This window comes from Comamonas kerstersii, assembly GCF_002056725.1.
Classification (GTDB): domain Bacteria; phylum Pseudomonadota; class Gammaproteobacteria; order Burkholderiales; family Burkholderiaceae_C; genus Comamonas; species Comamonas kerstersii.
Genome location: NZ_CP020121.1, coordinates 2,011,386 through 2,033,576 on the forward strand (window position 1 = coordinate 2,011,386; position 22,191 = coordinate 2,033,576).

The 22,191-nt window shown below is 61.1% G+C and carries 20 protein-coding genes; 12 read left to right on the top strand and 8 right to left on the bottom strand.

Going from position 1 to position 22,191, the window contains the following annotated elements; genetic code table 11:
- Positions 1-128 precede the first annotated feature (128 nt).
- From B5M06_RS09435 to B5M06_RS09450, 4 genes are all read right to left on the bottom strand, one after another.
- Complete coding sequence (locus B5M06_RS09435; RefSeq protein ID WP_054065658.1) at positions 129-2,384, bottom strand: RelA/SpoT family protein; 2,256 nt, start codon at positions 2,382-2,384, stop codon at positions 129-131.
- 110 nt (positions 2,385-2,494) lie between these two features.
- Positions 2,495-2,698, bottom strand: a complete 204-nt coding sequence (gene rpoZ, locus B5M06_RS09440; protein WP_054065659.1) for a DNA-directed RNA polymerase subunit omega — start codon at positions 2,696-2,698, stop codon at positions 2,495-2,497.
- A gap of 19 nt (positions 2,699-2,717) precedes the next feature.
- Entirely contained in the window at positions 2,718-3,338 is a 621-nt protein-coding gene (gmk, locus tag B5M06_RS09445) for a guanylate kinase (protein ID WP_054065660.1), read from the bottom strand.
- Between the two features lie 73 nt (positions 3,339-3,411).
- On the bottom strand, positions 3,412-4,305 hold the full coding sequence (locus B5M06_RS09450; protein WP_054065683.1) for a YicC/YloC family endoribonuclease: 894 nt from the start codon (positions 4,303-4,305) through the stop codon (positions 3,412-3,414).
- 90 nt (positions 4,306-4,395) lie between these two features.
- Between B5M06_RS09450 and B5M06_RS09455 the strand changes: the two genes are divergently transcribed.
- The 4 genes from B5M06_RS09455 (at position 4,396) to hemW (ending at position 8,340) form a co-directional block, all read left to right on the top strand.
- Positions 4,396-5,415, top strand: a complete 1,020-nt coding sequence (locus B5M06_RS09455) for a serine/threonine protein kinase (protein ID WP_054065661.1) — start codon at positions 4,396-4,398, stop codon at positions 5,413-5,415.
- Complete coding sequence (locus tag B5M06_RS09460; RefSeq protein ID WP_054065662.1) at positions 5,412-6,335, top strand: PP2C family protein-serine/threonine phosphatase; 924 nt, start codon at positions 5,412-5,414, stop codon at positions 6,333-6,335. The genes B5M06_RS09455 and B5M06_RS09460 overlap by 4 nt, the downstream gene beginning before the upstream one ends.
- 144 nt (positions 6,336-6,479) lie before the next feature.
- Entirely contained in the window at positions 6,480-7,082 is a 603-nt protein-coding gene (gene rdgB / locus B5M06_RS09465; protein WP_054065663.1) for an RdgB/HAM1 family non-canonical purine NTP pyrophosphatase, read from the top strand.
- 7 nt (positions 7,083-7,089) lie between these two features.
- Complete coding sequence (gene hemW, locus B5M06_RS09470; protein ID WP_054065664.1) at positions 7,090-8,340, top strand: radical SAM family heme chaperone HemW; 1,251 nt, start codon at positions 7,090-7,092, stop codon at positions 8,338-8,340.
- A gap of 116 nt (positions 8,341-8,456) precedes the next feature.
- On the opposite strand, the gene B5M06_RS09475 is transcribed toward hemW, so the two are convergent.
- Both B5M06_RS09475 and B5M06_RS09480 read right to left on the bottom strand, forming a co-directional pair.
- Positions 8,457-8,774: an I78 family peptidase inhibitor gene (locus tag B5M06_RS09475; RefSeq protein ID WP_114070889.1), complete on the bottom strand. Its 318-nt coding sequence runs from the start codon at positions 8,772-8,774 to the stop codon at positions 8,457-8,459.
- Positions 8,775-8,891: 117 nt separating this feature from the next.
- Positions 8,892-10,112 carry an SPOR domain-containing protein gene (locus B5M06_RS09480; RefSeq protein WP_162777381.1) on the bottom strand — a complete coding sequence of 407 codons (1,221 nt, stop codon included), beginning with the start codon at positions 10,110-10,112 and terminating at the stop codon, positions 8,892-8,894.
- 270 nt (positions 10,113-10,382) lie between these two features.
- Between B5M06_RS09480 and B5M06_RS09485 the strand changes: the two genes are divergently transcribed.
- The 5 genes from B5M06_RS09485 to B5M06_RS09505 all read left to right on the top strand — a co-directional run bounded on the left by B5M06_RS09485 (position 10,383) and on the right by B5M06_RS09505 (position 16,503).
- Positions 10,383-12,602 carry a hypothetical protein gene (locus B5M06_RS09485; RefSeq protein WP_054065667.1) on the top strand — a complete coding sequence of 740 codons (2,220 nt, stop codon included), beginning with the start codon at positions 10,383-10,385 and terminating at the stop codon, positions 12,600-12,602.
- Between the two features lie 11 nt (positions 12,603-12,613).
- Complete coding sequence (locus B5M06_RS09490) at positions 12,614-13,912, top strand: amidase (protein ID WP_054065684.1); 1,299 nt, start codon at positions 12,614-12,616, stop codon at positions 13,910-13,912.
- 143 nt (positions 13,913-14,055) lie between these two features.
- Positions 14,056-14,274 carry a hypothetical protein gene (locus tag B5M06_RS09495; protein ID WP_054065668.1) on the top strand — a complete coding sequence of 73 codons (219 nt, stop codon included), beginning with the start codon at positions 14,056-14,058 and terminating at the stop codon, positions 14,272-14,274.
- A gap of 214 nt (positions 14,275-14,488) precedes the next feature.
- Positions 14,489-16,192: a VRR-NUC domain-containing protein gene (locus B5M06_RS09500; protein ID WP_054065669.1), complete on the top strand. Its 1,704-nt coding sequence runs from the start codon at positions 14,489-14,491 to the stop codon at positions 16,190-16,192.
- The gene (locus B5M06_RS09505) at positions 16,183-16,503 is read left to right on the top strand and encodes a hypothetical protein (protein ID WP_054065670.1); all 321 of its coding nucleotides are present in this window, start codon (positions 16,183-16,185) and stop codon (positions 16,501-16,503) included. Before B5M06_RS09500 ends, B5M06_RS09505 begins: the two co-directional genes overlap by 10 nt.
- On the opposite strand, the gene B5M06_RS09510 is transcribed toward B5M06_RS09505, so the two are convergent.
- On the bottom strand, positions 16,476-17,468 hold the full coding sequence (locus B5M06_RS09510; protein ID WP_080025212.1) for a LysR family transcriptional regulator: 993 nt from the start codon (positions 17,466-17,468) through the stop codon (positions 16,476-16,478). The genes B5M06_RS09505 and B5M06_RS09510 overlap by 28 nt on opposite strands.
- 110 nt (positions 17,469-17,578) lie before the next feature.
- Here B5M06_RS09510 and aptA point away from each other — a divergent pair, with 110 nt between their 5' ends.
- The 3 genes from aptA to B5M06_RS09525 all read left to right on the top strand — a co-directional run bounded on the left by aptA (position 17,579) and on the right by B5M06_RS09525 (position 21,424).
- Positions 17,579-18,937, top strand: coding sequence for an omega-aminotransferase AptA (gene aptA, locus B5M06_RS09515; protein WP_054065686.1), 1,359 nt, complete (start codon positions 17,579-17,581; stop codon positions 18,935-18,937).
- 116 nt (positions 18,938-19,053) lie between these two features.
- Complete coding sequence (locus tag B5M06_RS09520) at positions 19,054-20,529, top strand: CoA-acylating methylmalonate-semialdehyde dehydrogenase (protein ID WP_420809982.1); 1,476 nt, start codon at positions 19,054-19,056, stop codon at positions 20,527-20,529.
- A 109-nt stretch (positions 20,530-20,638) separates the two neighbouring features.
- The gene (locus tag B5M06_RS09525) at positions 20,639-21,424 is read left to right on the top strand and encodes an IclR family transcriptional regulator (protein ID WP_054065672.1); all 786 of its coding nucleotides are present in this window, start codon (positions 20,639-20,641) and stop codon (positions 21,422-21,424) included.
- Here B5M06_RS09525 and B5M06_RS09530 read toward each other — a convergent pair.
- The gene (locus B5M06_RS09530) at positions 21,419-22,129 is read right to left on the bottom strand and encodes an aspartate/glutamate racemase family protein (RefSeq protein ID WP_054065673.1); all 711 of its coding nucleotides are present in this window, start codon (positions 22,127-22,129) and stop codon (positions 21,419-21,421) included. The two genes, B5M06_RS09525 and B5M06_RS09530, sit on opposite strands and share 6 nt — an antisense overlap.
- Positions 22,130-22,191: the final 62 nt, after the last annotated feature.

Below are 22,191 nucleotides of genomic sequence, written 5' to 3' on the forward strand. Positions count from 1 at the left end.
TTTCATGCTCTTAAGGCTTTGAAACCTAGATGTGGTAAGCGCTAGCTGCTCTTATATTTAAAGTCAGTCATAAAAAACGCGATCTCTCAGGATCGCGTTTTTGTTGTGTGCCTGCGTGTACAGCGGTCTTACTTGAGCGGCATGATGCGCGTAGCGCGGACCACGGTGGGAATGCGGCGCAGGCTGCGCAGGGCTGCGTCCACGTGCTGGCGGTCGTGTACGGACACGATAAAGCGCAGCTCGGTGGTTTGCATGGCTGCTTCATCGTCCATTTCCAGGCGGCGAATGTCGAGGTTGGCTTCTGCCATTTCGCTGGCTACGCGGGCCAGTACGCCCTTCTGGTTGTTGATGGTGATGCTTAGGCCGCTGTCATAAAGCTTCTGGCTGGCGTCTTCTGCCCATTCCACGGGGATGAAGCGCTCCGCATCGGTAGCGTGCAGGCGCTTGGCATTGGCGCAGTGGGCATCGTGCACGTGCAGACCATCGCCACGGCCCAGATAGGCCACCACGGCATCGCCGGGTACAGGGCGGCAGCAAGGGGCGTAGTGCACCGAGGCATTGCTCTTGCCGTCGAGCGTGACGGTGCCACGGTCCTTGCTGGCAAAGCGCTCCTGGCTCAGCAGTACGGCGTTGGGGCGCATGCCCTGCTTGGCCAGCTGGGCCATGAAGTGGCGCGCCACCCAGCCTGCAGCCTGGCGGCCCATGCCGATGTCGGTCAGCAGGTCTTCGCGGCTCTTGCTGTTGGAGGTGTTGAGTACAGACTGCCACAGCGCCTGATTGGCTTCGTTGTCCTGCGGAATCTCGGCAATACCTTCTTCGCGCAGTGCCTGCTGCAGCAGCTTTTCGCCGAGCAGCATGGACTCGCTGATGGCTGCCGTCTTGAGATAGTTGCGGATCTTGGAGCGCGCACGGCCAGTTTTGACAAAGCTCAGCCACGCAGGGTTGGGGTTGGCATTGTCGTCCGTGATGATTTGCACCACATCACCGCTCTTGAGTTCCGTGCGCAGCGAATTGGGTTCACCATTGATCAGGGCGGAAACAGTGTGGTGGCCAATACTGCTGTGGATGGCGTAGGCAAAGTCCACCACGGTGGCGCCGCGTGGCATGGCCAGAATTTTGCTCTTGGGTGTGAAGACGTAGATGGAGTCAGGGTAGAGGTCCACCTTGACGTTGTCCCAGAACTCGGTGGCGTCTTTGGTTTCGGTCTGGATGTCCAGCAGCGACTGCAGCCACTTGGTGTTGACGGCTTCCTGCTTGTCCTGCGACTTGTAGAGCCAGTGCGCGGCAATGCCGGCCTCGGCCACGATGTGCATGGGCTCAGTGCGGATCTGGAACTCGATATTCACGCCCGACGGGCCCACCAGCATGGTGTGCAGCGACTGGTAGCCGTTGGCCTTGGCAATGGCGATATGGTCCTTGAACTTGCCGGGCACGGGCTTGTACAGCTGGTGCAGGATGCCCAGGGCGGTGTAGCAGTCCGTGACTGTAGGCACGATGATGCGAAAGCCGTAGATGTCCGTCACCTGGGCAAAGGTCAGGTGGTGGCGGATCATCTTCTGGTAGAGCGAGAACAGCGTGCTCTCGCGCCCTGCCAGGCGTACGGGCATGCTGACGCGTTCGAACTCGGCAGCAATTTCGTTCTGCACGCGCTGCACCAGATCGTGGCGGCGTGCGCGGGACTTGGAGATGGCCTTGTCCAGCGTTTGGTAGCGCCAGGGGTGCTGGTACTGGAAGGACAGGTCCTGCAGTTCGCGGTAGGTCTGGTTCAGCCCCAGGCGATGTGCAATGGGGGCGTAGATGTCCAGGGTTTCCGAGGCAATACGGTTCCACTTGCTGCGCGGCATATCGCCCATGGTGCGCATGTTGTGGGTGCGGTCGGCCAGCTTGATGAGGATGACGCGTACATCCTTGGCCATGGCCAGCAGCATTTTGCGAAAAGACTCTGCCTGGCTCTCTTCGCGGGTGTTGAAGTGCAGCTTGTCCAGCTTGGTCAGCCCGTCGACGAGGTCTGCCACCGTTTCCCCGAAACGCTCCACCAGATCCTGCTTGGTGATGCCGCAGTCTTCCATGGCATCGTGCAGCAGAGCAGCCATGAGCGCGGGGGCATCGAGCTTCCAGTGCGCACAGATGGTGGTGACAGCAATCGGGTGGGTAATGTAGGGATCACCACTGCTGCGCCACTGGTTGGTGTGTGCCTTGTCTGCGTATTGCCATGCCTGGCGCACCAGCTCGATGTCGGCAGGTGGCAGATAAGACAGGTAGCCCAGCATGCGCTCAAAGTGCGCAGCGGAAACGCGAGCCGCAGCTTCCAGGCGCTCCTCAAGAGGTGTGTCCGGCGATAGGGGAGGGGTGTCGTCTTTTTTGGAAGTAAATGCCGCGTTCATACCCTAAATGTATCGCGGGAAAGGGGCGGTGAACATAGCAAAAAAAAAAGCACCGCGATACGGTGCTTCTATTGTCTGCGTAATACACAGAATCTGAAATGAATTCAGACTTAGCCGGGTACTTTTTTCAGCATCTCCAGGCCAACCTTGCCTTCTGCGATTTCGCGCAGGGCGGTCACAGCAGGCTTGTTCTGGCATTCCACCTTGGGGGTATGGCCTTGGCTGAGCATGCGAGCACGGTATGTGGCAGCCAGCACCAGTTGGAAACGGTTGGGGATTTTGTCCAGGCAATCTTCAACAGTGATACGTGCCATCTGGGTACTCCGGGGAAATTCAGGAAAGGTTGAGGGACTCAAACACGTCGGCACGCAGGCGGCGCTGCGAGGCATATTTGAGCCGTTGAGCGTGGATGATCGCCTTCAGGTCAAAAAGCGCGCTCTCGAACAATTCGTTAATTATAACGAAGTCAAATTTTGACACCTGGGCCATCTCGACTTCCGCATTCTTCATACGTACTTCGATCACCTCGGGTGCATCTTCGCCACGGTTTTCCAGGCGCGAGCGCAGTTCGTCCCAGCTGGGCGGCAGGATAAAGATCAGCACCGCCTGGGGGAAGGCTTCACGCACCTGCAGTGCGCCCTGATAGTCAATTTCCAGCAGCACATCTTCGCCATTGACCAGGCGGTCATGAATGCCTTTCTTGGATGTGCCATAGCGCTTGCCGTGCACATTGGCCCATTCGATAAAGGCATTGTTGGCAATCATGCTGTCGAACTCTGTGTCCGAGCAGAAAAAGTATTCGCGACCGTGCTTTTCCTGACCGCGAGGTGCACGCGTGGTGTGCGAGACGGAAGGATAGACGCGTGCGTCAAACGAGCGCAGGGCCTTCACGAGGCTGGATTTGCCAGCTCCGCTGGGCGCTGCAACGACAAATAGGTTTCCAGGATGTTGCATAAAAAAAACTCTGCTACGGATAGCAAGCTTGCAAAAAGGGCGCTTGGAAGCGCCCTGTAGCGGTGACGGTGATTTACTCGATGTTCTGAACTTGCTCGCGCATTTGCTCAATCAGCACTTTCATGTCCACGCTGATGCGTGTCAATTCCAGTGTGGCGGACTTGGAACCCAGGGTGTTGGCTTCGCGGTGCATTTCCTGGATCAGGAAGTCCAGGCGCTTGCCGATTTCGCCCCCCTTCTTGAGCAGGCGCTCGACCTCGTCCAGGTGTGAGCCCAGGCGTGTGATTTCTTCTGCCACATCAATGCGGATGGCAAAGGCGGTGGCTTCAGACAGTGCACGCTCGCGGGCAGCTTCCGGTGCAACCTGGCCTTCGGTCAGGCCCATGGCTTCTTGCCAGCGCTCCAGAAAACGCTGGCGCTGCTGCTCTACCAGTTGGGGCACCAAAGGTCCTGCCTGCTCGGCCAGTGCGCGCAGCTGCTGGATGCGGTCCAGCAGCATGCTGGCCAGGCGCTTGCCTTCGCGTGCACGGGCGTCCACCAGTTCATCAATGGCCTTGTCAGCCAGTGCGGGAACGATTTCCTGCCAGTCCACCTGCACGGCGTGACCATTGCCGGAAAAGCGCAATGCATCGGCCACGCTCAGCCCCTTGGCGTCAGGCAGCCAGGCCTGCACCAGATCCTGCAGGGACTGCATGCGCTGCAGCAAGGCAGCAGTAGGCTGGGGCAGAGAGGCAGAGGCATCCACATCAATGGCCGCACGCACTTCCACCTTGCCGCGCTTGAGGCGGTTGGTCAGCAGGGCGCGCAATGCGGGTTCCTGGCTGCGCAGTTCATCAGGCAGACGGAAAGTCAGGTCCAAAAAACGGCTGTTGACTGCGCGGATTTCAAGCCCCAACCGCATACGAGATGCAGAGGCGTTGTCCTCAGTAGACGCCGGTGCGTGCTGCACGCTGGTGTATCCGGTCATGCTGTAAACTGGCATTGGACGTTTCTTTGGTTACTTGCAATTCGCTGATTATCCAGTTTCCGCGTCGACCCTGAGGTTTACCAGAACAAAATGTCTTCAAGGATCAAGCCCGCCCCCCTGCCGCCGGATACCCAGATTGGTGATTACCGCATTGTGCGCAAACTTGCTTCAGGTGGTTTTGGCATCGTGTATCTGGCCCAGGATGCACAGGGGCAGGAGGTCGCAATCAAGGAATACCTCCCCGCAGCACTGACCACACGCAGCCCAGGGGAACTGGTTCCCAAGGTAGCTGCAGACAAGGTGTCACTGTACCGGCTGGGGCTGAAAAGTTTTTTTGAAGAAGGCCGTGCGCTCACGCAGATCTCCCACCCTTCGGTGGTCAGCGTGCTCAATTTCTTCCGCGAGAACGAAACCGTCTACATGGTGATGAACTTCCTGCGTGGTGCATCCTTGCAGGAATACGTGGTGCTGGCACGCGGCAAGAAACACCACAAGGTTTTGCGTGAGTCCACCATCCGTTCGCTGTTTGATGAGGTGCTGCGCGGTCTGCGCATCGTGCACCAGCACAAGATGCTGCACCTGGACATCAAGCCCGCCAATATCTTCATCACCGATGAAGACCGTGCCGTGCTGATTGACTTTGGCGCTGCGCGCGAAGTGCTGAACAAGCAAGCCAGCTTTATCCGCCCCATGTACACGCCGGGCTTTGCTGCCCCTGAGATGTACAAGCGCGACAACAATCTGGGCCCTTGGACGGATATCTACGCCATTGGGGCCTGCATGTTTGCCTGCATGACAGGGCAGCCACCCACGGATGTGCCCAACCGCCGCGACAAAGACCGGCTGGCCATGGCGCTGGCGCGTCTGCGTGGTGTGTATTCCGATAACCTGCTGGAATTGGTGCAGTCGGCCATGGCGCTGGACCCCATGGAGCGCCCGCAGTCTGTGTTTGCGTTCCACAAGGCGCTAATCAACGAGCCGCCGCGCAGCTACACCCCGCTGAGTGTGGCCGAAAAAGTGCGTCTGCAGCTGGAAAGCCTGATGGGTGACACCAGCAGGGCGCAGGCCGCGCAGGCCGCGCAGGAGGCAGCGCGGGCGAGGGCTTCATGAAATTTTCCGTATTTCAGCTCAGTCGCCGTGGGGGGCGTGCCATCAATGAAGACCGCATGGGCTATTGCTACACCCGGGAAGCGGCCTTGTTCCTGCTGGCAGATGGCATGGGCGGGCATGCCGAAGGCGAGGTGGCCGCACAGCTGGCGCTGCAGAGCATTGCGGCACAGTTTCAGCGCGAAGCGCAGTTGACCCTGCCCAATCCGGCTGACTTTCTGCGCCGTGCCGTGATGACGGCGCACCGCCATATCCAGCGCTATGCCAAGTTCAAGCGCATGGCTGATGCACCACGCACCACGCTGGTGGCGGCCGTGGTGCAAAACGGCACCGTGACCTGGCTGCACTGCGGTGATTCGCGTCTGTACTGGGTGCGCAGGGGGCAGTTGCTGGCGCGCACGCGTGACCATTCTTATTCTGAGATGGAAGGTGCCTTCCGCATTCCCAGGCAGCTGGCCAAAAAGCTGCTCAACCGCAATGTGCTGTTCACCTGTCTGGGGGCATCTGGCGACCCGATTTTTGACATCAGCGGCCCGCATAACCTGCGCCGTGGGGACCGCGTCCTGCTGTGCTCGGACGGGCTGTGGGGCGTGCTCGACGAAGCCTTTTTGCTGCAGGGGCTGTCCCGGCAGCCCGTGCATGAAGCCATTCCTGCGCTGGTGGATGCTGCCTTGCAGACAGCAGGCGAGAAAAGCGACAACGTCACTGCCATAGGCATGGAGTGGGAAGTGCCGGATCACGAGCCCAGCACCGGTGAAAGCCATACCGACACCCATCTGACGCACGAGCCCTTTGCCACGACCATCCAGTCCGAGCACGACCTGGATACGCTGGATGACCCGCTCGGCGAAGAAGAAATCGAGCGCAATATTGCCGAGATCAATGCGGCCATCCGCCGCTCGGCCGAGCGCAAGCTGCCATAGCCTCGCCCACCTCAGCGCTGCGCATGGGCTTGCACTTTGACGCACACTTGTCACCTTTGCCGCAGATGCTGCGGATTGCCTGTCTGATGAAATAAAGAGAGCTGCCAGCGCTTGCTGCATGGGCGTTGCAGCCATTTTTTACCCATGAAAATTGTTCTCGCTTCCAACAACCGCGGCAAGCTGGCCGAATTGCAATCCATGTTTGCGCCTCTGGGCGTGGAGCTGATCTGCCAGGGCGATCTGTTTCAGGGCGAAGCGCCCGAGCCCTATGGCACCTTTGTGGAAAACGCCCTGAGCAAGGCGCGCTTTGCTGCCGAAAAAACCGGTCTGCCTGCAATTGCGGACGATGCAGGTCTGTGCGTGGAAGCCTTTGGCGGCCTGCCCGGCGTGGATACAGCCTACTACTGCACGCACTACGGCTACGAAAAAAGCGATGCCAACAATGTGACCTGCCTGCTGGAAAACCTGGCCCCTCACGCCAACCGCAAGGCCGCCATGGTGAGCACTTTGGTGGGCGTGCGCCACCCCAAGGACCCTGAGCCGCTGATTGCTGTGGGCCGCGTGAATGTAGAGATTGCCAGGGAGCGCCGTGGCAGCAACGGTTTTGGCTTTGACCCTGTGCTCATCATTCCTGAAATTGGCAAGACCTTTGCCGAGATGGCGCCTGAGTTCAAGAACGATCACAGCCACCGTGGCCGCAGCACGCGCGCCATGATGGAATTGCTGCGCACCTCCTGGCTGGCCTGAAGCACGCATGAGCATCCCCATTCATCCTGCGGGCAGTGAACCGCAAGTGGGCCAGGCACCCAAGGACGTACAGCACTACATGCGCATGGGCACGCTGGCCCTGCCTGCGCTGCCACCGCTGTCGCTGTACATCCACCTGCCGTGGTGCCTCAAGAAGTGTCCGTACTGTGACTTCAACTCGCACGAGCAGCGGGGGCTGGCCGAAGGCGGTGTGCCTGAGCAGCGCTATATCGACGCGCTGATGGCCGATCTGGAAGCCAGCCTGCCTCTGATCTGGGGCCGCACGGTGCACAGCGTGTTCATTGGTGGCGGAACCCCCAGCCTGTTCAGCCCCGAGAGCATTGACCAGTTGATCAGTGGCCTGCGTGCGCGCCTGCGCATGGAGCCTGACTGTGAAATCACCATGGAGGCCAACCCCGGTACCTTTGAAAAAGAGCGCTTCAAGGCCTACCGCCATGCAGGCATCACACGCCTGTCGATTGGGGTGCAGAGCTTTGATGACCGCTTTTTAAAGGCGTTAGGGCGTGTGCACGATGGAGCACAGGCACGGGCTGCGGTGCAGGAAGCGGCGGAATCGTTTGAGACCTTCAACCTCGACATCATGTATGCCCTGCCGGGGCAGACCGAGGCCGATCTGATCAAAGACCTGGAGACAGCGCTGAGCTTCAAACCGCCGCACATCTCGATTTACCACCTGACGATCGAGCCGAATACCTACTTCGCCAAGTTTCCACCCGTCGTGCCGGAAGAAGACACAGCCTATGACATGCTGGACCGCATCACCGCCATGACGGGCGCGGCAGGCATGCAGCGCTATGAAATTTCAGCCTACGCACGCGATGGCCACCAGTGCTTTCACAACACCAACTACTGGCAGTTTGGTGACTACCTGGGCATTGGTGCAGGGGCGCACGGCAAGCTGAGCTTTGCGCACCGTATCGTGCGCCAGGTCAAGATTCGTGACCCGCAGCGCTATATGGACGCCGCACTGGCAGGCCGTGCGCTGGCCAGTGACGAGGACGTGCGCCGCAAGGATTTGCCGTTTGAGTACATGCTCAATGCACTGCGCCTGCGCGGTGGCTTTGCGGTGCAGGACTATCTGGACCGCACGGGCCTGCCCGTCAGCACCATTCAGTCTGCGCTGGATGCAGCGCAGCGCAAGGGTCTGGTCACCCTGCAAGGCGGCCATGTACAGCCGACGGAGCGTGGCTTTGACTTTCTGAGTGATTTGCAGGAGCTGTTTCTGGCCGACGAATAAAGCCTGAATACTCATAAAAAGAAAGCACCTTGCGCAGGTGCTTTCTTATTTTTAGATAGTTTTGATGCTGAAGTTGGCTTGTATTCAGCGCTGGCAGCTATCAAAAAATTAGATGCTTAACCGCAGAAGGCCTTGATGATGCGGCCGGTGGCATCGACTTCCAGATTCAGGCGTTCTACGTTGAAGTCACGCGTCATGGGCTGGCCGGGCTTGAGCACGCGTGCCATATAGGCGCCAGAGCGCTTGCGGGCTTCGTTGATGTTGTGCTCGGTATTGGTCTTGCCCACGGCCCACTGCGCATTTTGTGCATTGCATTGCTGCACGGGGCGGGGAGCATCGGCACCGGCTTTTCCATGGCCAAAGTGCGATGATGTGGAGCAACCAGCGATGGTCAGAATGCCGGTCAGACCCAGCAGGGGCAGTACATAGCGCATGTAATTCAACTCCTCAGTTGTTGCACAGCCCATACCTTAACAGCCGTGGCGCCATGATTTGGGGCACGGGTGTGACTCTTTGTGACGGACAAGACCTGCAGCGCCCCGTAGTCGCGATTAACGCGCCTTCAGCACCTGGGTCTGCATGCGCAGTTTCTGGGCCTGTACGGCGGCCTGCTCGGCCTGCTTGCGCTGCTCAAACGGCCCGATATACAAGCGCGTGAGCGTGCCATTCTTGCCTTTGATGGTCTGGCGTACTGCGCCCAGCTTCATTCTGTTGAGCTGTTGGACGGCGGCATCCACATTGCTGGCCTGTGCGTAGACGCCAGCATTCAGGTAGTACTTGCCGGGGATCAGCTTGCTGCTGGTTCCGGGAGCAGCAGGGGCGGCCTTGGTCTTGACCATGGCTGCTGGCGCGGTGACGGGCTTTTTGCTGGGAGCCTCAGCCTTCGCTTTCTGTGGCGCAGGGGCTGCGGAGGCAGCTGCCACTGTTGCAGCAGTTGCTGTTACTGCGGTTGTGGCTGCCGTAGCTGCAGCCGTGTCTGGCGTGGGGCTGAACTGCACGGGCACGGACTGCGCAAAATTGACGATGGACAGCGTTTCTCCTGCCGTGTTCTCCTTGGCAGCTTCAGGGGCTGCAGACGTCTTGTCCTCGGCCGCTGGTGCGGGCAGAGGCTCGGCAGGTACAGGTGCAGGTGCAGGTGCTGGAGCCGGTTCGAGCGCAGGGAGGGGTTCCATTGCGGGCAGCTCAGGCTGCTGGGCGCGGATGCTTTCCACCGAAGGAATCACCAGTTGTGGCCCTGTGCCGGGCTGGGTCGTGCTGGTGTCAGGCAGGGCAAATGTCTGGCTGGACGGTGCGTAGAAGAGGGCTGCGCCGATGAGCAGGGCTGCCAGAGCCTGCACGGATGCCACGATGTGCAGACGCTCTGTGGCAATCGCCTGTGAGGCCAGTTGCACACGCGCCTGTGCCAAGGATTTGGCGTGGGTCAGTGTGTGCAGGGTCTGCTTGCGCACATGGTGGTAGTACAGCCCTGTGCCCATAAAGCCGGGCACGACGCACAGCAGCAGCCCCAGCAGCAGGCAGACCGATGCTTCCACAGCCAGCGGAACGCGGCCATGCAGACCCCACCACCACAGGGCCAGCACACCAGCCAGGACCGCGGCATAAATGCCCGCAGGCCGCCATAGCTTGCGCAGTATCAGCCAGGCCAGAGTGAAGAAGGCTGCGCCATGGTTCCAGCAGGGAACGGTCTTGCCCAGAGTTTCGAAACGCTGGAAATGCTGCTGGTAATACGCTGCGCCGACAGGCCCCACGCTCAGGCGGTAGAGGTCAGGCATGATGCCCGTTTCCGCTGATTGCGGAGAGGGCGTAAAGGCATGAGAGCGTAGAGGCGTCATGGGCATACGGGCGATTGTGGCACGGCCATGCAGGAATGCCGTGCTGCAACGCCAATTGTCAAACAATGTAGATGTCGTCTGCGGATGTTGCGTGCGTCCAGCTTGCCAGCGTGGGTGGTGCACGGCACGCATACACTTGCAGCCATTCGAAATGGCCAGCACGCTGCTGCGTGATGCGCCATGATCCATCGCATATTCATTGAGTGCAGCATGCAAAAACAACACGAATGGCAGTTCTTCCGTGCGGGAGGGGTTGATCAGGTTTCGATTCGTACGGGTGCCGATATCGCCCATATCGGCCAGCTTGATCAAAAGCTCTGGGTGGCGCTGGCTTGCCCGACACGTGGCATTGAGTTTGATAACGCCACGCTGGATCTGATTGATACCGATGCCGATGGGCGCATCCGTGCGCCCGAACTGGTGGCTGCCTGCGAATGGGCGGTATCCATGGTCAAGCATCCGGATGTGCTGGCACAAAGCAGTGATGTGCTGCGTCTGGACAGCATCAGTGATGCGACCGAAGAAGGTCAGGCGCTGGCTGACGAGGCACGCCGCATTTTGAAGCTGGCTGGCCGTGAAGATGCCGACAGCGTGACGCTGGCCGATGTGCAGGCACGCATGGCCTCGCTCAATGCCATGCCTTTCAATGGCGATGGTGTGCTCAACCCCGCGGCACTGACCGACCAGCCTGAGCTGGCGGCTCTGGCCAGCCGCATCATGGACAGCTATGGCAGCGTGACTGGCTGCGATGGCCAGCCCGGCCTGGGCCGAGCCCAGCTGGATAACTTCTTTACCGATGTACAGGCCATTGCCAGCTGGCATGCGCAGGCACAGACCAATACCTGCTCCCTGCCCAGCCAGGAGCAGGCCGTGGCTGCTGCCTCGGCCCTGAATGCCGTGCAGGCCAAGGTGGAGGACTTTTTTGCCCGTGCGCATCTGGCCGCCTTTGATGCCAAGGCACAGCAGGCGCTCAGCCCCACGGCTGAAGGCTATGCCGCGCTGGGCACGCAGGTGCTGACGCAGCAGGACGCAGCCATTGCAGCCCTGCCGCTGGCGCAGTTCACGGCGGATGCGGTGCTGCCGCTGCGCCAGGGCATCAATCCTGCGTGGGCGCAGGCCATGGAGGAATTCCGCAGGACCGTCGTCCAGCCTTTGCTGGGCGATGTGGACAGCCTGCAGGTGGAGCAGTGGAATGCCGTGAAGGCGCAGCTGTCTGCGTGTCAGGCATGGCTGGCTGCCTACCCTCAAACCCCGCTGGGCCATCTGGGTGCGGAAGAAGCGCAGGCCCTCTTGAACAGTGGTCTGCAGGAGCAGCTGCAGCAGCTGATCGAGCGGGATGAAGCCGAGCAGCAGCACAGCCAGCGTGTGGTGGCGCTGGAAAAGCTGATCCGCTTTCAGCGTGACCTGCTGGCGCTGCTGAACAATTTTGTGAACTTCGCCCACTTCTATCGCCGCGAGGGTGCAGCCTTCCAGTCGGGGACGCTGTACTTGGATGGCCGCAGTTGCGACCTGACGGTGGATGTGACCGACCCCGGCGCACACGCCACACTGGCGGGCATGGCCAAGGTCTATCTGGCGTACTGCGAATGCCGCCGCAATGGGGTAAAGCGCAATATCGTCGCCGCCTTTACGGCGGGGGATGTGGACTTCCTGTTCGTAGGCCGCAACGGTATCTTCTATGACCGTGATGGCCATGACTGGGATGCCACCATCACCAAGCTCATCGAGAACCCCACCAGCATTGGCCAGGCCTTCTTCTCGCCGTACAAGAAGTTTGTGCGCATGATTGAAGAGCAGGTGGCCAAGCGTGCTGCCGCCAAGAACGAGAGCGTCACGGCCAATCTGAACACCCAGGCTGCCAAGCTCACCGAACTGGCCACGACACCGGCAGCACCTGCCGCTGCACCTGCAGCCCGCAAGACAGACGTCGGAACGGTAGCTGCCATTGGCGTGGCCATGGGCTCCATCAGCACCATGGTGGTGGCAATTTTTGGCAAGTTCATTGAACTGGGCCCCTGGATTCCAGTGGCGTTGATTGGCCTGATCCTGGCCATCTCGGGCCCCAGCATGCTGATTGCCTGGCTCAAGCTGCGTGAGCGCAGTCTGGGGCCCATTCTGGATGCCAGTGGCTGGGCCATCAATGGCCGCATGAAGATCAATCTGCCTCTGGGTAACTCACTGTCGCAGACCGCCAAGGTGCCGCTGAACGCCAAGCGCACCATGCATGACCCCTATGCAGTCAACTACGCCAAACGCTGGCTGTGGGCGCTGCTGATCGTCGTGCTGGGCTTGGCTTTGGCATGGGGCGCTGGCTGGCTGGACAAGATGCTGCCTGCTTCCATGCAGCGCATGGAGGTGGTGACCAGCACGGAAGTGGAAGTGGTGACTGCACCAGCTCCCGTTCCCGCTCCAGCCACTGAAGCGCAATGAGTGCCAGCGCCATGACTGCTTTGCAACGTACCCAGCAGGCGCTGCAGGCTATTGCAGAGGCAGGTGCTGAAGGCATGCGCATCTTCACCCGTGTCTATGCCGATGCCGCGCTGGCTGCCGCACAGGCAGCCGATGCGCGTGCTGCAGCAGGCATTTGCCTTGGGCCGCTGGATGGGCGCATTGTGTCCATCAAGGACTTGTTCGATGTGGCGGGCGAGCCCACCACGGCTGGCTCTAAAGTGCTGCGTGAGGCAGCCCCTGCTGCGCAGGATGCCGTCATCGTGCAGCGCCTGCGTGCTGCCGGTGCCATCGTGATTGGCAAGACGAACATGACGGAGTTCGCCTTCTCCGGCATTGGTATCAATCCGCACTACGGCACACCGGGCAATGCGCATGACGCAACACGCATTCCCGGCGGCTCCTCCTCAGGCGCAGGCGTGGCGGTGGCGCGCGGCATGTGCGAGATCGCGATTGGCTCGGACACCGGTGGCTCCATCCGCATTCCTTCCGCACTCAACGGTGTCACGGGCTTCAAGCCCACGCAGGCGCGTGTGCCACGTACGGGGGCATTTCCGTTGTCGTTCACGCTGGACACCGTCGGCCCACTGGCGCGCAGCGTGTTCGACTGTGCCATGACCGATGCCGTGCTGGCCCAGCAGCCCTGGCAGCCGCTGGTGCCACGCCATGTGCAGGGCCTGCGTGTAGGCGTGCCGCGTGGCCTGCTGTTCACACAGGCCGATGCGCAGGTGCTGGCCGCCTTCGAGCAGTTCGTGGCCCGGCTGCAGCAGGCACAGGCGCTGGTGCAGGATGTGGATCTGGAGGACTGGATCACCGCGCCATTCCGTCTGCAGGAGCAGGGCACGCTGATCGCAGCCGAAGCTGCACACATCCACCAGGACTTGCTGGCAGAGGGCAAGGTCGAGCAGCTGGACCCGCTGGTGCTCTCGCGCATTCGCCGGGGAGAAACCATCAGCGCGGCGCACTACGTGGGTGTGCAGCAGGCACGTGCGCAACTGCTGCCACAGCTCGATGCCGCCATGGCCGATTTCGACCTGCTGGCCCTGCCCACCGTGCCGCTGCTGGCGCCGACCATCGAAAGCCTGAGCGATGAGGCGCGCTTCCACACCACCAATGTGCTGATGCTGCGCAACACCTCGGTGTTCAACTTCTATGACCTGCCGGCGGTGTCGCTGCCCTTGCCACGCCAGGCGGGCGAGCTGCCTGTGGGCGTGATGCTGGTGGGCCAGCGCGGTGCAGACCGCCAGCTGCTGGCCATGGCTGCGGCCGTGGAACAGCATCTGCAGGCGTAGCGCAAGCCAGCCAGCAGCGGGCTCTGGCCGCAGGTGTTCCACCCATGGCCAGAGTCCCTGCTTCTATAGCACGCACTGCCTGGTTTCTGCAGTGTGCATGCGGCAATCTTGGTTTATTGACGGGTGCTAGACTCGCGCCCCTTATGCAAAACTACAAAGAAACGCCCTTCGATTTAATGGTCATTGACGCCTTTATTGCAGCCAAGTCCTTGACCATCACTGACAAAGCCCGTGTCATTATTGGCCGCTATATGCAAGCGCACTTTGCGGATGAAAACAATCCCCGCATCCCCAAGCTGGCTGCACGCTTGCAAGCCATCAATGCAGCGGCAGCGCTGGAAGAAGACGAAGACGACGAATAAGCTTTGTTTCTTGAGGCCCCCAAAGGTTCTTGCTTGCAAGAACCTTTTTTGTTTTGAGGTGCAGGATTTATAAAAAATATGGCTCTCACGCGATGCAGCAAGCGCTGGCAGCTATATCTGCAGTAGCAAACCAGCCACTGTGGGATAGGCGCAAACCGTAAATCACTGTTTTTCTATACAGTCTTGCCTTCGGTTTTTTGCTGCTTGCTCTCTCATGTCTGCCACCGCTGCGGCGGCTGCCATTGCGCCGCACCGCTTCTATTACCTGCACAACTTTTGCCAGGCGCTGGACTGGATCCGCCAGCGCTACAGCGACTTGCTGGCTGCCCCCGAGTACGCCTGGCTACAGCAGTTCCATGCCTTGCCGCAGCCCTCGCAGGCCCTGCTGGTGCGCATGCTGATGCGGCGCGGGCCATGGTTCAGGGCCAGCAAGCTGCAGTACGACGAGATTGGCGACACCGCACAGGCTGCAGCTCCCTTGCTGGCACTGCAGTGGCTGCAGGCCGATGCCGACATGGACGTGGCCACGCTGTTTGATCTGTACACCCGCGCTGAGCTGCAGCACATCCTGCGCGCGCAGGCACTGCCAGCGCAGCAGCGCAAGCAGGACTGGCTGCAGACGCTGCAGGCGCAGGGCCTGCCCGCACGCCCCTATGCGCAGTGGCACCCCGAGGCCACAGAAACCGGCTGGCGACTTAGCGACAGTACACGCACGCTGTGCGAGCGCTTCAGGCTCATGTTCTTTGGCAATCTGCGCCAGGACTGGTCGGAGTTTGTGCTGGCCGACCTGGGCATTTTTCGCTATGAAAGCGTGCCACTCACCCCGGCTGCGCGCGCCTTCCAGTGCCGTGAAAATGTGGACACCTATCTCGCCATGCAGGTCTGCCGCGAGGCTTTGCACGCGGAAACGGTGGATGCTGCGGCATTGATGGAGCAGCTGGCGCAATGTGCCAGCTCCAATCCCTGGCTGGAGCGCCGCCGTAGCAGGCTGCTGATGCAGCTGGGCCAGGCCTGCGAAAAAGCCCGGGACTGGCAAGCGGCACAGGCCGTGTACGCGCAATGCCGCTACCCCGGCGCACGCCACCGGCTGGTGCGCGTGCTGGAGCTGCAGGGCGAACATGCACCCGCCCTGGCGCTGGCTCAGGCAGCCTTGCAAACGCCGGAGAGCGAAGAAGAGCAGCAAAAGCTGCAGCGCATGCTGCCACGCCTGCTGCGGCATACAGGCACTCCAGCACCACGGCAGCGCGCGCGTGCTGCCGTGGTGGAAGACAGCATGCGCATCGACATCTGCCTGCCGCTGCCCGCTACAGCCTGTAGTGTGGAAGCTGCCTTGCGCAACCACTGGCATGCCGATGATGCGCCGGTGTTCTATGTGGAGAACACGCTGATCACCGCACTGTTCGGGCTGCTGTGCTGGCCTGCCATTTTTGCGCCGGTGCAGGGTGCGTTTTTTCACCCGTTCCAGAGCGCACCCGCCGACTTCAGCACGCCAGACTTTGTGCAGCGTCGTGCCGATGTGTTTGCGCAGTGCCTGGCACAGCTGCAGGACGGGCGCTACCGTGCCACCATCGTGCAGCGCTTTGCCGACAAGCATGGCCTGCAAAACCCGTTCGTGGTCTGGCAGGTGCTGGATGCAGAAGTGCTGCAGCTGGCGCTGGATTGCATCCCCGCCACGCATTTGCAGCGCATGTTCGAGCGCCTGCTGGCCGACCCGCGCAACCACCGCACGGGCTTGCCAGATTTGATCCGTTTCTGGCCTGCCGAGCAGCGCTATGCAATGGTGGAAGTCAAAGCACCGGGTGACAAGCTGCAGGACAACCAGATCCGCTGGCTGCAGTTTTTTGCCCAGCACGGCATTCCTGCGCAGGTGTGTCATGTGACCTGGCACACCGAAGCAGCCACAGCCCTATGCGCATGAGCATTGGCGTGCGCGCTCTGTGCGCATTCACTGCCCGCGAAGGCGATCTGGACTTGCGCTTTACGCCCGCACCCAGCGCGGTGCAGGGCATGCAAGGTCACAGACAGGTGCAGCAAAAGCGGCAGGCCGCCAGTGCCAGCTATCAGGTGGAAGTGGTACTGCAGGGCCAGTGGCAGGACTTGCACATCCATGGCCGCGCCGATGGCTATGAGCCCGCCACGCAGACGCTCGAAGAAATCAAGACCTGCCGTGGTGATGAGTGCAGATGTCCCACTCATTCCATTTACAGCAGCGTTGAACTGTCTGCATGAGCCTGCACCAGACACTCAATCATGGTCTGCGCAGCGCGGCTGGGCTGGGGGGACAGGCGCCACATGGCGACAAACTGGCAGTCGTAGTGAAAGCGCTCGGGCGCAATGGCCTGCAGGTGGCCATGTGCTTCCAGCAAGCGCCCATAGTGCTCGGGCAGAAAGCCGATAAAGCAGCCCGTCTGAATCAGGGTGGCAATGGCTTCCTGGTCAAAGCCCGTGGCCGTGCGGCGCAGGCCCATCTGGCGCGTGACTTCCATATTGGGTGAGTGATAGCCCAGTCCGGCAAAAGCGTGCTGCTGCAGAGTGCTCCAGTCCAGCAGCGCATGGTCTGCACCATGCAGCGGATGGCCGGGCGCGCAGTACAGCAGCATGTGCTCGCCAAATAGATCGCGGTAGACCAGACTGCTGGAGCTGCGGTGCGCCGGAATGATGCCCACCTGATAGCGTCCATCCATGAGGCCGCGCTCAATCTCGTGCATGTGCGTGACATGGAGCTTGATCTCCACCTCTGGCGCACGCTCGTGAAAGCGCTTGAGGGCCAGGTCAATATGCGCCTGCGGGTTGGTTACGGTCTTGTCAAACAGCGCCACTTCAATGCTGCCGCCCAGCCTGTCATGAATTTCATGGATGCGGTTGCGAAACAGATTCACCCCACCCAGTAGCTGCAAGGTGGCTTCATAGACCTGTACCCCTTCCGGTGTGAGTGCAAAGCCTGCGCGGCCCCGGCGGCAGAGCACCAGGCCCAGGCGCTCTTCCAGGTCCTTCATGTGGCGGCTGAGCGTGGAGGTGCTGATGTTCAGCTCCAGCTCGGCCGCAGTCATGCCGCCGCATTCGACCACGCTTTTGAAGATGCGCAGCAGGCGCAGGTCCATATCGCTGACCTGACCGAGCAGGGCACGTTGGCGGGAAGTGGTAGCAGGGGAGTGGGGCATGGTGCTGGAGCCAAGCAAGGGGCGTACCGTCATGCTGCATTTACTTGCATGAATTGGCAAGTAAACATGGGCAAGCCAGCATTCATAAAAGTAAGTTGGGGCCCAACAATGCCTGCATGGACACCAATTGCCAGGAGCTAGCCATGGACTTCACCGATCTCTCCACCATCCCCCAGAGCGCTGCCGCCATGGATGCGCAGTGGCTGGACGCCCACTGGATGCCGTTTACCGCCAACCGCAACTTCAAGACCCAGCCACGCATGGTGGTGGGCGCGCAGGGCGCGTATTTGCGTGATGCACAGGGGCGCGAGATTTTTGATGGCCTGTCAGGTCTGTGGTGCACGGGGCTGGGCCATGGCCGCAAGGAAATTGCCAACGCCATTGCCAAGGCTGCGCTGGAGCTGGATTACGCCCCGGCGTTTCAGTTCGGCCACCCGCTGTCGTTTGCGCTGGCCAACAAGATCAAGCAGCTGACACCTGCGGGGCTGGACTATGTGTTCTTTACGGGTTCGGGCTCGGAGGCGGCAGACACCTCTTTGAAGATGGCCCGCGCCTACTGGCGTGCCAAGGGGCAGGCCGGCAAGACCCGGCTGATTGGGCGTGAGAAGGGCTACCACGGCGTGAACTTTGGCGGCATTTCCGTGGGCGGCATTGCAGGCAACCGCAAACTCTACGGCCAGGGCATTGAGGCCGACCATCTGCCCCATACCCAGCCGCCACTGGGCACTTTCGCCAAAGGCATGCCCGATACCGATGGCCGTGCGCTGGCTGATCGCCTGCTGGATGTCATCCACCTGCACGACGCCAGCACCATTGCGGCGGTGATTGTGGAACCGTTCTCAGGCTCAGCAGGCGTGGTCATTCCACCCGCAGGTTACTTGCAGCGCCTGCGTGAGATCTGCACGCAGCACGGCATCTTGCTGATCTTTGACGAAGTCATCACCGGCTTTGGCCGCTGCGGTGGCTGGACGGCGTCTGAAGTGTTTGGCGTCACGCCCGACATTCTGAACTTTGCCAAGCAGGTCACCAATGGCGCGCAGCCTCTGGGCGGTTGCGTGGCCAGCAAAGAGATTTACGACACCTTCATGGCTGCCGGTGGCCCCGAGTACATGCTGGAGTTTGCCCACGGCTATACCTACTCGGCCCACCCAGCAGCCTGCGCCGCAGGACTGGCTGCACTGGAACTGCTGGAAAAAGAGCAGGCCCCACAGCAGGTGCAGGCACTGGCACCTTACTTTGAACAGGCTGTGCATGGCCTGCGTGGTGCCAAGCATGTGCTGGATATTCGCAACTTTGGCCTGGCCGCAGGCATCACCATTGACCCTGTGCCCGGCGAGCCTGCCAAGCGCCCCTATGAAATCGCCATGCACTGCTGGGCACACGGCTTTTACGTGCGCTATGGCGGTGACACCATCCAGCTCGCACCACCCTTTATCAGCACAGAGGCGGAGATTGACCGCCTGGTCAGCGCCGTGGGTGATGCCCTGCAGGCGACGGCCTGAAACACGAGAACGTTTTAAAACAATAGCTGCTAGCGCCCGCTGCATAAGCGCCAGCAGCCATTTTTATGCATAAAACACCCAAGGAAGAGACTGTGATTCCCACCGTAGGCCATTGGATGGATGGACAACTGATCGAAGACACCGCACGCACCCAGCCCGTGTACAACCCGGCCACAGGTCGCAGCGAGCGGCAGGTGGCGCTGGCCAGTGTGCAGACCGTAGAAGCTGCCATTGCGGCGGCGGAAAAAGCCTTCCCCGCCTGGCGTAACACCCCACCACTCAAGCGTGCACGGGTGATGAGCAAGTTCAAGGTCTTGCTGGAGGCGCATGCAGACGAGATTGCCGCGCTGATCACGGCTGAGCATGGCAAGACCCTGGCCGATGCCCATGGCGAATTGCAGCGCGGCATGGAAAACGTGGAATACGCCAGCTATGCGCCCGAGCTGCTCAAGGGCGAGCACAGCCGCAATGTCGGCCCTGGCATTGACAGCTGGAGCGAATTTCAGGCGCTGGGCGTGACCGCAGGCATCACGCCCTTTAACTTTCCGGCCATGGTGCCGCTGTGGATGTGGCCCATGGCCGTAGTCTGTGGCAACACCTTTGTGCTCAAGCCCTCGGAGCGCGATCCATCCAGCACGCTGTTCATTGCCCAGCTGGCGCAGGAGGCTGGCCTGCCACCGGGCGTGCTGAATGTGGTCAATGGCGACAAGGAAGCGGTGGACACCCTGCTGCGCGATCCCCGCGTCAAGGCCGTGAGCTTTGTGGGCTCTACCCCGATTGCCGAGTACATCTACGCCGAAGGTTGCAAACATGGCAAGCGCGTGCAGGCGCTGGGCGGGGCCAAGAACCATGCCATCGTCATGCCCGATGCCGACATTCCCAACGCCGTCAACGCGCTGATGGGCGCAGCCTATGGCTCCTGTGGTGAACGCTGCATGGCGATTCCGCTGGTGGTGGCCATTGGTGATGACACGGCCGACAAAGTCGTGGAGGCGCTCAAGGTCGAGATCGCCAAGATGAAGGTCGGCCCTGGCACGGACGACCGCAATGACATGGGGCCGCTGGTGACCAGGCAGCACTACGAAAAGGTCAAAGCCTATGTGGACAGCGGCGTGGCCGAAGGTGCAACGCTGGTGGTCGATGGCCGCAAGGTGCAGGTGGCAGGCCATGAAGAAGGCTACTTCCTGGGGGCCTGCCTGTTCGACCACGTCCAGCCCGGCATGAAGATCTACCAGGAAGAAATTTTTGGTCCGGTGCTGGGTGTGGTGCGTGTGGCCAGCCTGCAGCAAGCCATGCAGCTGATCGACGACCACGAATACGGTAACGGCACCTGCATCTTCACGCGCGATGGCGAGGCGGCACGCTACTTCACCGACCACATCCAGGTCGGCATGGTGGGGGTGAACGTGCCGCTGCCTGTGCCCGTGGCCTACCACTCCTTTGGTGGCTGGAAGCGTTCGCTGTTTGGCGATCTGCACGCCTACGGGCCCGATGCCGTGCGCTTCTACACCAAGCGCAAGACCATCACCCAGCGCTGGCCCAGCGCCGGTGTGCGCGAAGGCACGGTGTTCAGCTTTCCGAGCAGCCGCTGACGTTTTGCATCTGTGTCCAGCGCGGCCAGATGACGCTCCAGCCTGGGCGTGATCTGGTTTGCTTCTTGCGTGCTGGTTGCGGTGTCAGAAGCTGACGAAAAGGATGTGTATGACTGCCAATCCACCGGTGGCCTCCAGTGCTTTGTTTAACCTGTCGCTGGCCAAAGGCCTGCAGGTACTGTGTGCCTTTGGCAGCGGCCACCGCTATCTGAGCCTGGGTGAAATTGCCCAGCGTACGGGCATGACCAAGGCCTCGGCCCAGCGCTCTGTGCACACGCTGCAGGTGCTGGGCTATGTGGGCAAGCATCCGGGCAGTCAGCGCTTTTGTCTGCAGCCCCGCGTGGTGGAGCTGGGCTTTAACTACCTGGATGGGCATCCGCTGATCGTGGCAGCGCACAGCTATCTGGCCCAACTGTCCAAGGACAGCGGTGAAACCGTCACCCTGACCGAACCCAATGGGCAGCACATGCTGTATCTGGCCCAGGTGCAGACCACGCAGCACATTCCTGTACTCACGCCTGTGGGCAGCCGTGTGCCCATGTATGCCAGCAGCTGCGGCCGTGCCTATCTGAGCAGCCTGCCGCAGGCGCAGTGGCAGCCCATGCTGGAAGCCATGGAGCGCCCGGCGCTGACGCGGTATACGCAGACCCAGATTCCCGACATCCTCCGCCAGTTGCTGCGCTGCTGTGACAAAGGCTATGCCGTGAACTGTGAAGAGCTGTTTCTGGGCGACATGGGCATTGCTGCGCCCATTCTGAACAGCCGCCAGCAGGTGGTGGGTGCCGTGCATGTGGCACCGCCCGTGAGCCGCTGGAGCATGGAAGATGCCGAGGCCACGCTGGCCCCGCTGGTGGTGGAATGCGCGCGTGCGATTTCGCGCCTGACGTCCTTATGACGACTCGGCCTGCTGCGGCAGCGCCAGCATCTGCTGCAGCCGCTGGGCGACCAGCTCGACACAGTCCCAGACGGGCAGTCTGGTCAACAACCGTACTTCTGCCCCCATGCCGGCCAGGCCGGCGCCACCGAGCAGCACCGCCTGTGTGGAAGCATGCTGCATGGCATTGTGGCAGGCATGTGCCAGGGCCATGGCGGTGTCTTGCGGGGACTGCATCATCTGCAAACCTGTTGCTGGCAGGGCATGTACCTGGGTGATGCCCAGGGGCGCATCGGTACGGTCATGGCCTTCGCTGCGGCACCAGCGCTGCAGCATGGTTTGCCATCGCTCGCCCCCGGTCACGATGGCCATGCGTGCAAAGCCCTGTGCACCCATTTCGTGCACGGCGCTTTCTGCCAGTCCGAGGACGGGCACCTGCGTGCTCTCACGCAGCGCATGCAGGCCCGGGTCGCCAAAACAGCCGACCAGCACTGCGCGGTAGCCCGCAGTGGGCGCATCGCCCATGGCGCGCTCGAAGGCCTCGATGACGGCATGGCCTGCAATGCAGAAGCTGCGTTCATCGGCAATGTAGTGCGCACCAAATGGGGCCGTGCGGGCATGGATGTGCACCTCAGGCAGGGCGAGGCTCAGGGTGTCAGACAGGCGTTGCGTGACGCTGTCGGAGGTATTGGGGTTGAGCACCAGTACATGGGGGCGATCCGTCATGCATATCTCCTCAATAGCCTGTGGGGGGCGAATGGCTGCTGTGCACCAACATGGCACAGCAG

Excerpts from the sequence above, each read along its gene's own strand:
- B5M06_RS09435 (WP_054065658.1), bottom strand. The coding sequence starts at position 2,384 with ATGAACGCGGCATTTACTTCCAAAAAAGACGACACCCCTCCCCTATCG.
- rpoZ (WP_054065659.1), bottom strand. The coding sequence starts at position 2,698 with ATGGCACGTATCACTGTTGAAGATTGCCTGGACAAAATCCCCAACCGT.
- gmk (WP_054065660.1), bottom strand. The coding sequence starts at position 3,338 with ATGCAACATCCTGGAAACCTATTTGTCGTTGCAGCGCCCAGCGGAGCT.
- B5M06_RS09450 (WP_054065683.1), bottom strand. The coding sequence starts at position 4,305 with ATGACCGGATACACCAGCGTGCAGCACGCACCGGCGTCTACTGAGGAC.
- B5M06_RS09455 (WP_054065661.1), top strand. The coding sequence starts at position 4,396 with ATGTCTTCAAGGATCAAGCCCGCCCCCCTGCCGCCGGATACCCAGATT.
- B5M06_RS09460 (WP_054065662.1), top strand. The coding sequence starts at position 5,412 with ATGAAATTTTCCGTATTTCAGCTCAGTCGCCGTGGGGGGCGTGCCATC.
- rdgB (WP_054065663.1), top strand. The coding sequence starts at position 6,480 with ATGAAAATTGTTCTCGCTTCCAACAACCGCGGCAAGCTGGCCGAATTG.
- hemW (WP_054065664.1), top strand. The coding sequence starts at position 7,090 with ATGAGCATCCCCATTCATCCTGCGGGCAGTGAACCGCAAGTGGGCCAG.
- B5M06_RS09475 (WP_114070889.1), bottom strand. The coding sequence starts at position 8,774 with ATGCGCTATGTACTGCCCCTGCTGGGTCTGACCGGCATTCTGACCATC.
- B5M06_RS09480 (WP_162777381.1), bottom strand. The coding sequence starts at position 10,112 with ATGCCTGACCTCTACCGCCTGAGCGTGGGGCCTGTCGGCGCAGCGTAT.
- B5M06_RS09485 (WP_054065667.1), top strand. The coding sequence starts at position 10,383 with ATGCAAAAACAACACGAATGGCAGTTCTTCCGTGCGGGAGGGGTTGAT.
- B5M06_RS09490 (WP_054065684.1), top strand. The coding sequence starts at position 12,614 with ATGACTGCTTTGCAACGTACCCAGCAGGCGCTGCAGGCTATTGCAGAG.
- B5M06_RS09495 (WP_054065668.1), top strand. The coding sequence starts at position 14,056 with ATGCAAAACTACAAAGAAACGCCCTTCGATTTAATGGTCATTGACGCC.
- B5M06_RS09500 (WP_054065669.1), top strand. The coding sequence starts at position 14,489 with ATGTCTGCCACCGCTGCGGCGGCTGCCATTGCGCCGCACCGCTTCTAT.
- B5M06_RS09505 (WP_054065670.1), top strand. The coding sequence starts at position 16,183 with ATGCGCATGAGCATTGGCGTGCGCGCTCTGTGCGCATTCACTGCCCGC.
- B5M06_RS09510 (WP_080025212.1), bottom strand. The coding sequence starts at position 17,468 with ATGACGGTACGCCCCTTGCTTGGCTCCAGCACCATGCCCCACTCCCCT.
- aptA (WP_054065686.1), top strand. The coding sequence starts at position 17,579 with ATGGACTTCACCGATCTCTCCACCATCCCCCAGAGCGCTGCCGCCATG.
- B5M06_RS09520 (WP_420809982.1), top strand. The coding sequence starts at position 19,054 with ATGGATGGACAACTGATCGAAGACACCGCACGCACCCAGCCCGTGTAC.
- B5M06_RS09525 (WP_054065672.1), top strand. The coding sequence starts at position 20,639 with ATGACTGCCAATCCACCGGTGGCCTCCAGTGCTTTGTTTAACCTGTCG.
- B5M06_RS09530 (WP_054065673.1), bottom strand. The coding sequence starts at position 22,129 with ATGACGGATCGCCCCCATGTACTGGTGCTCAACCCCAATACCTCCGAC.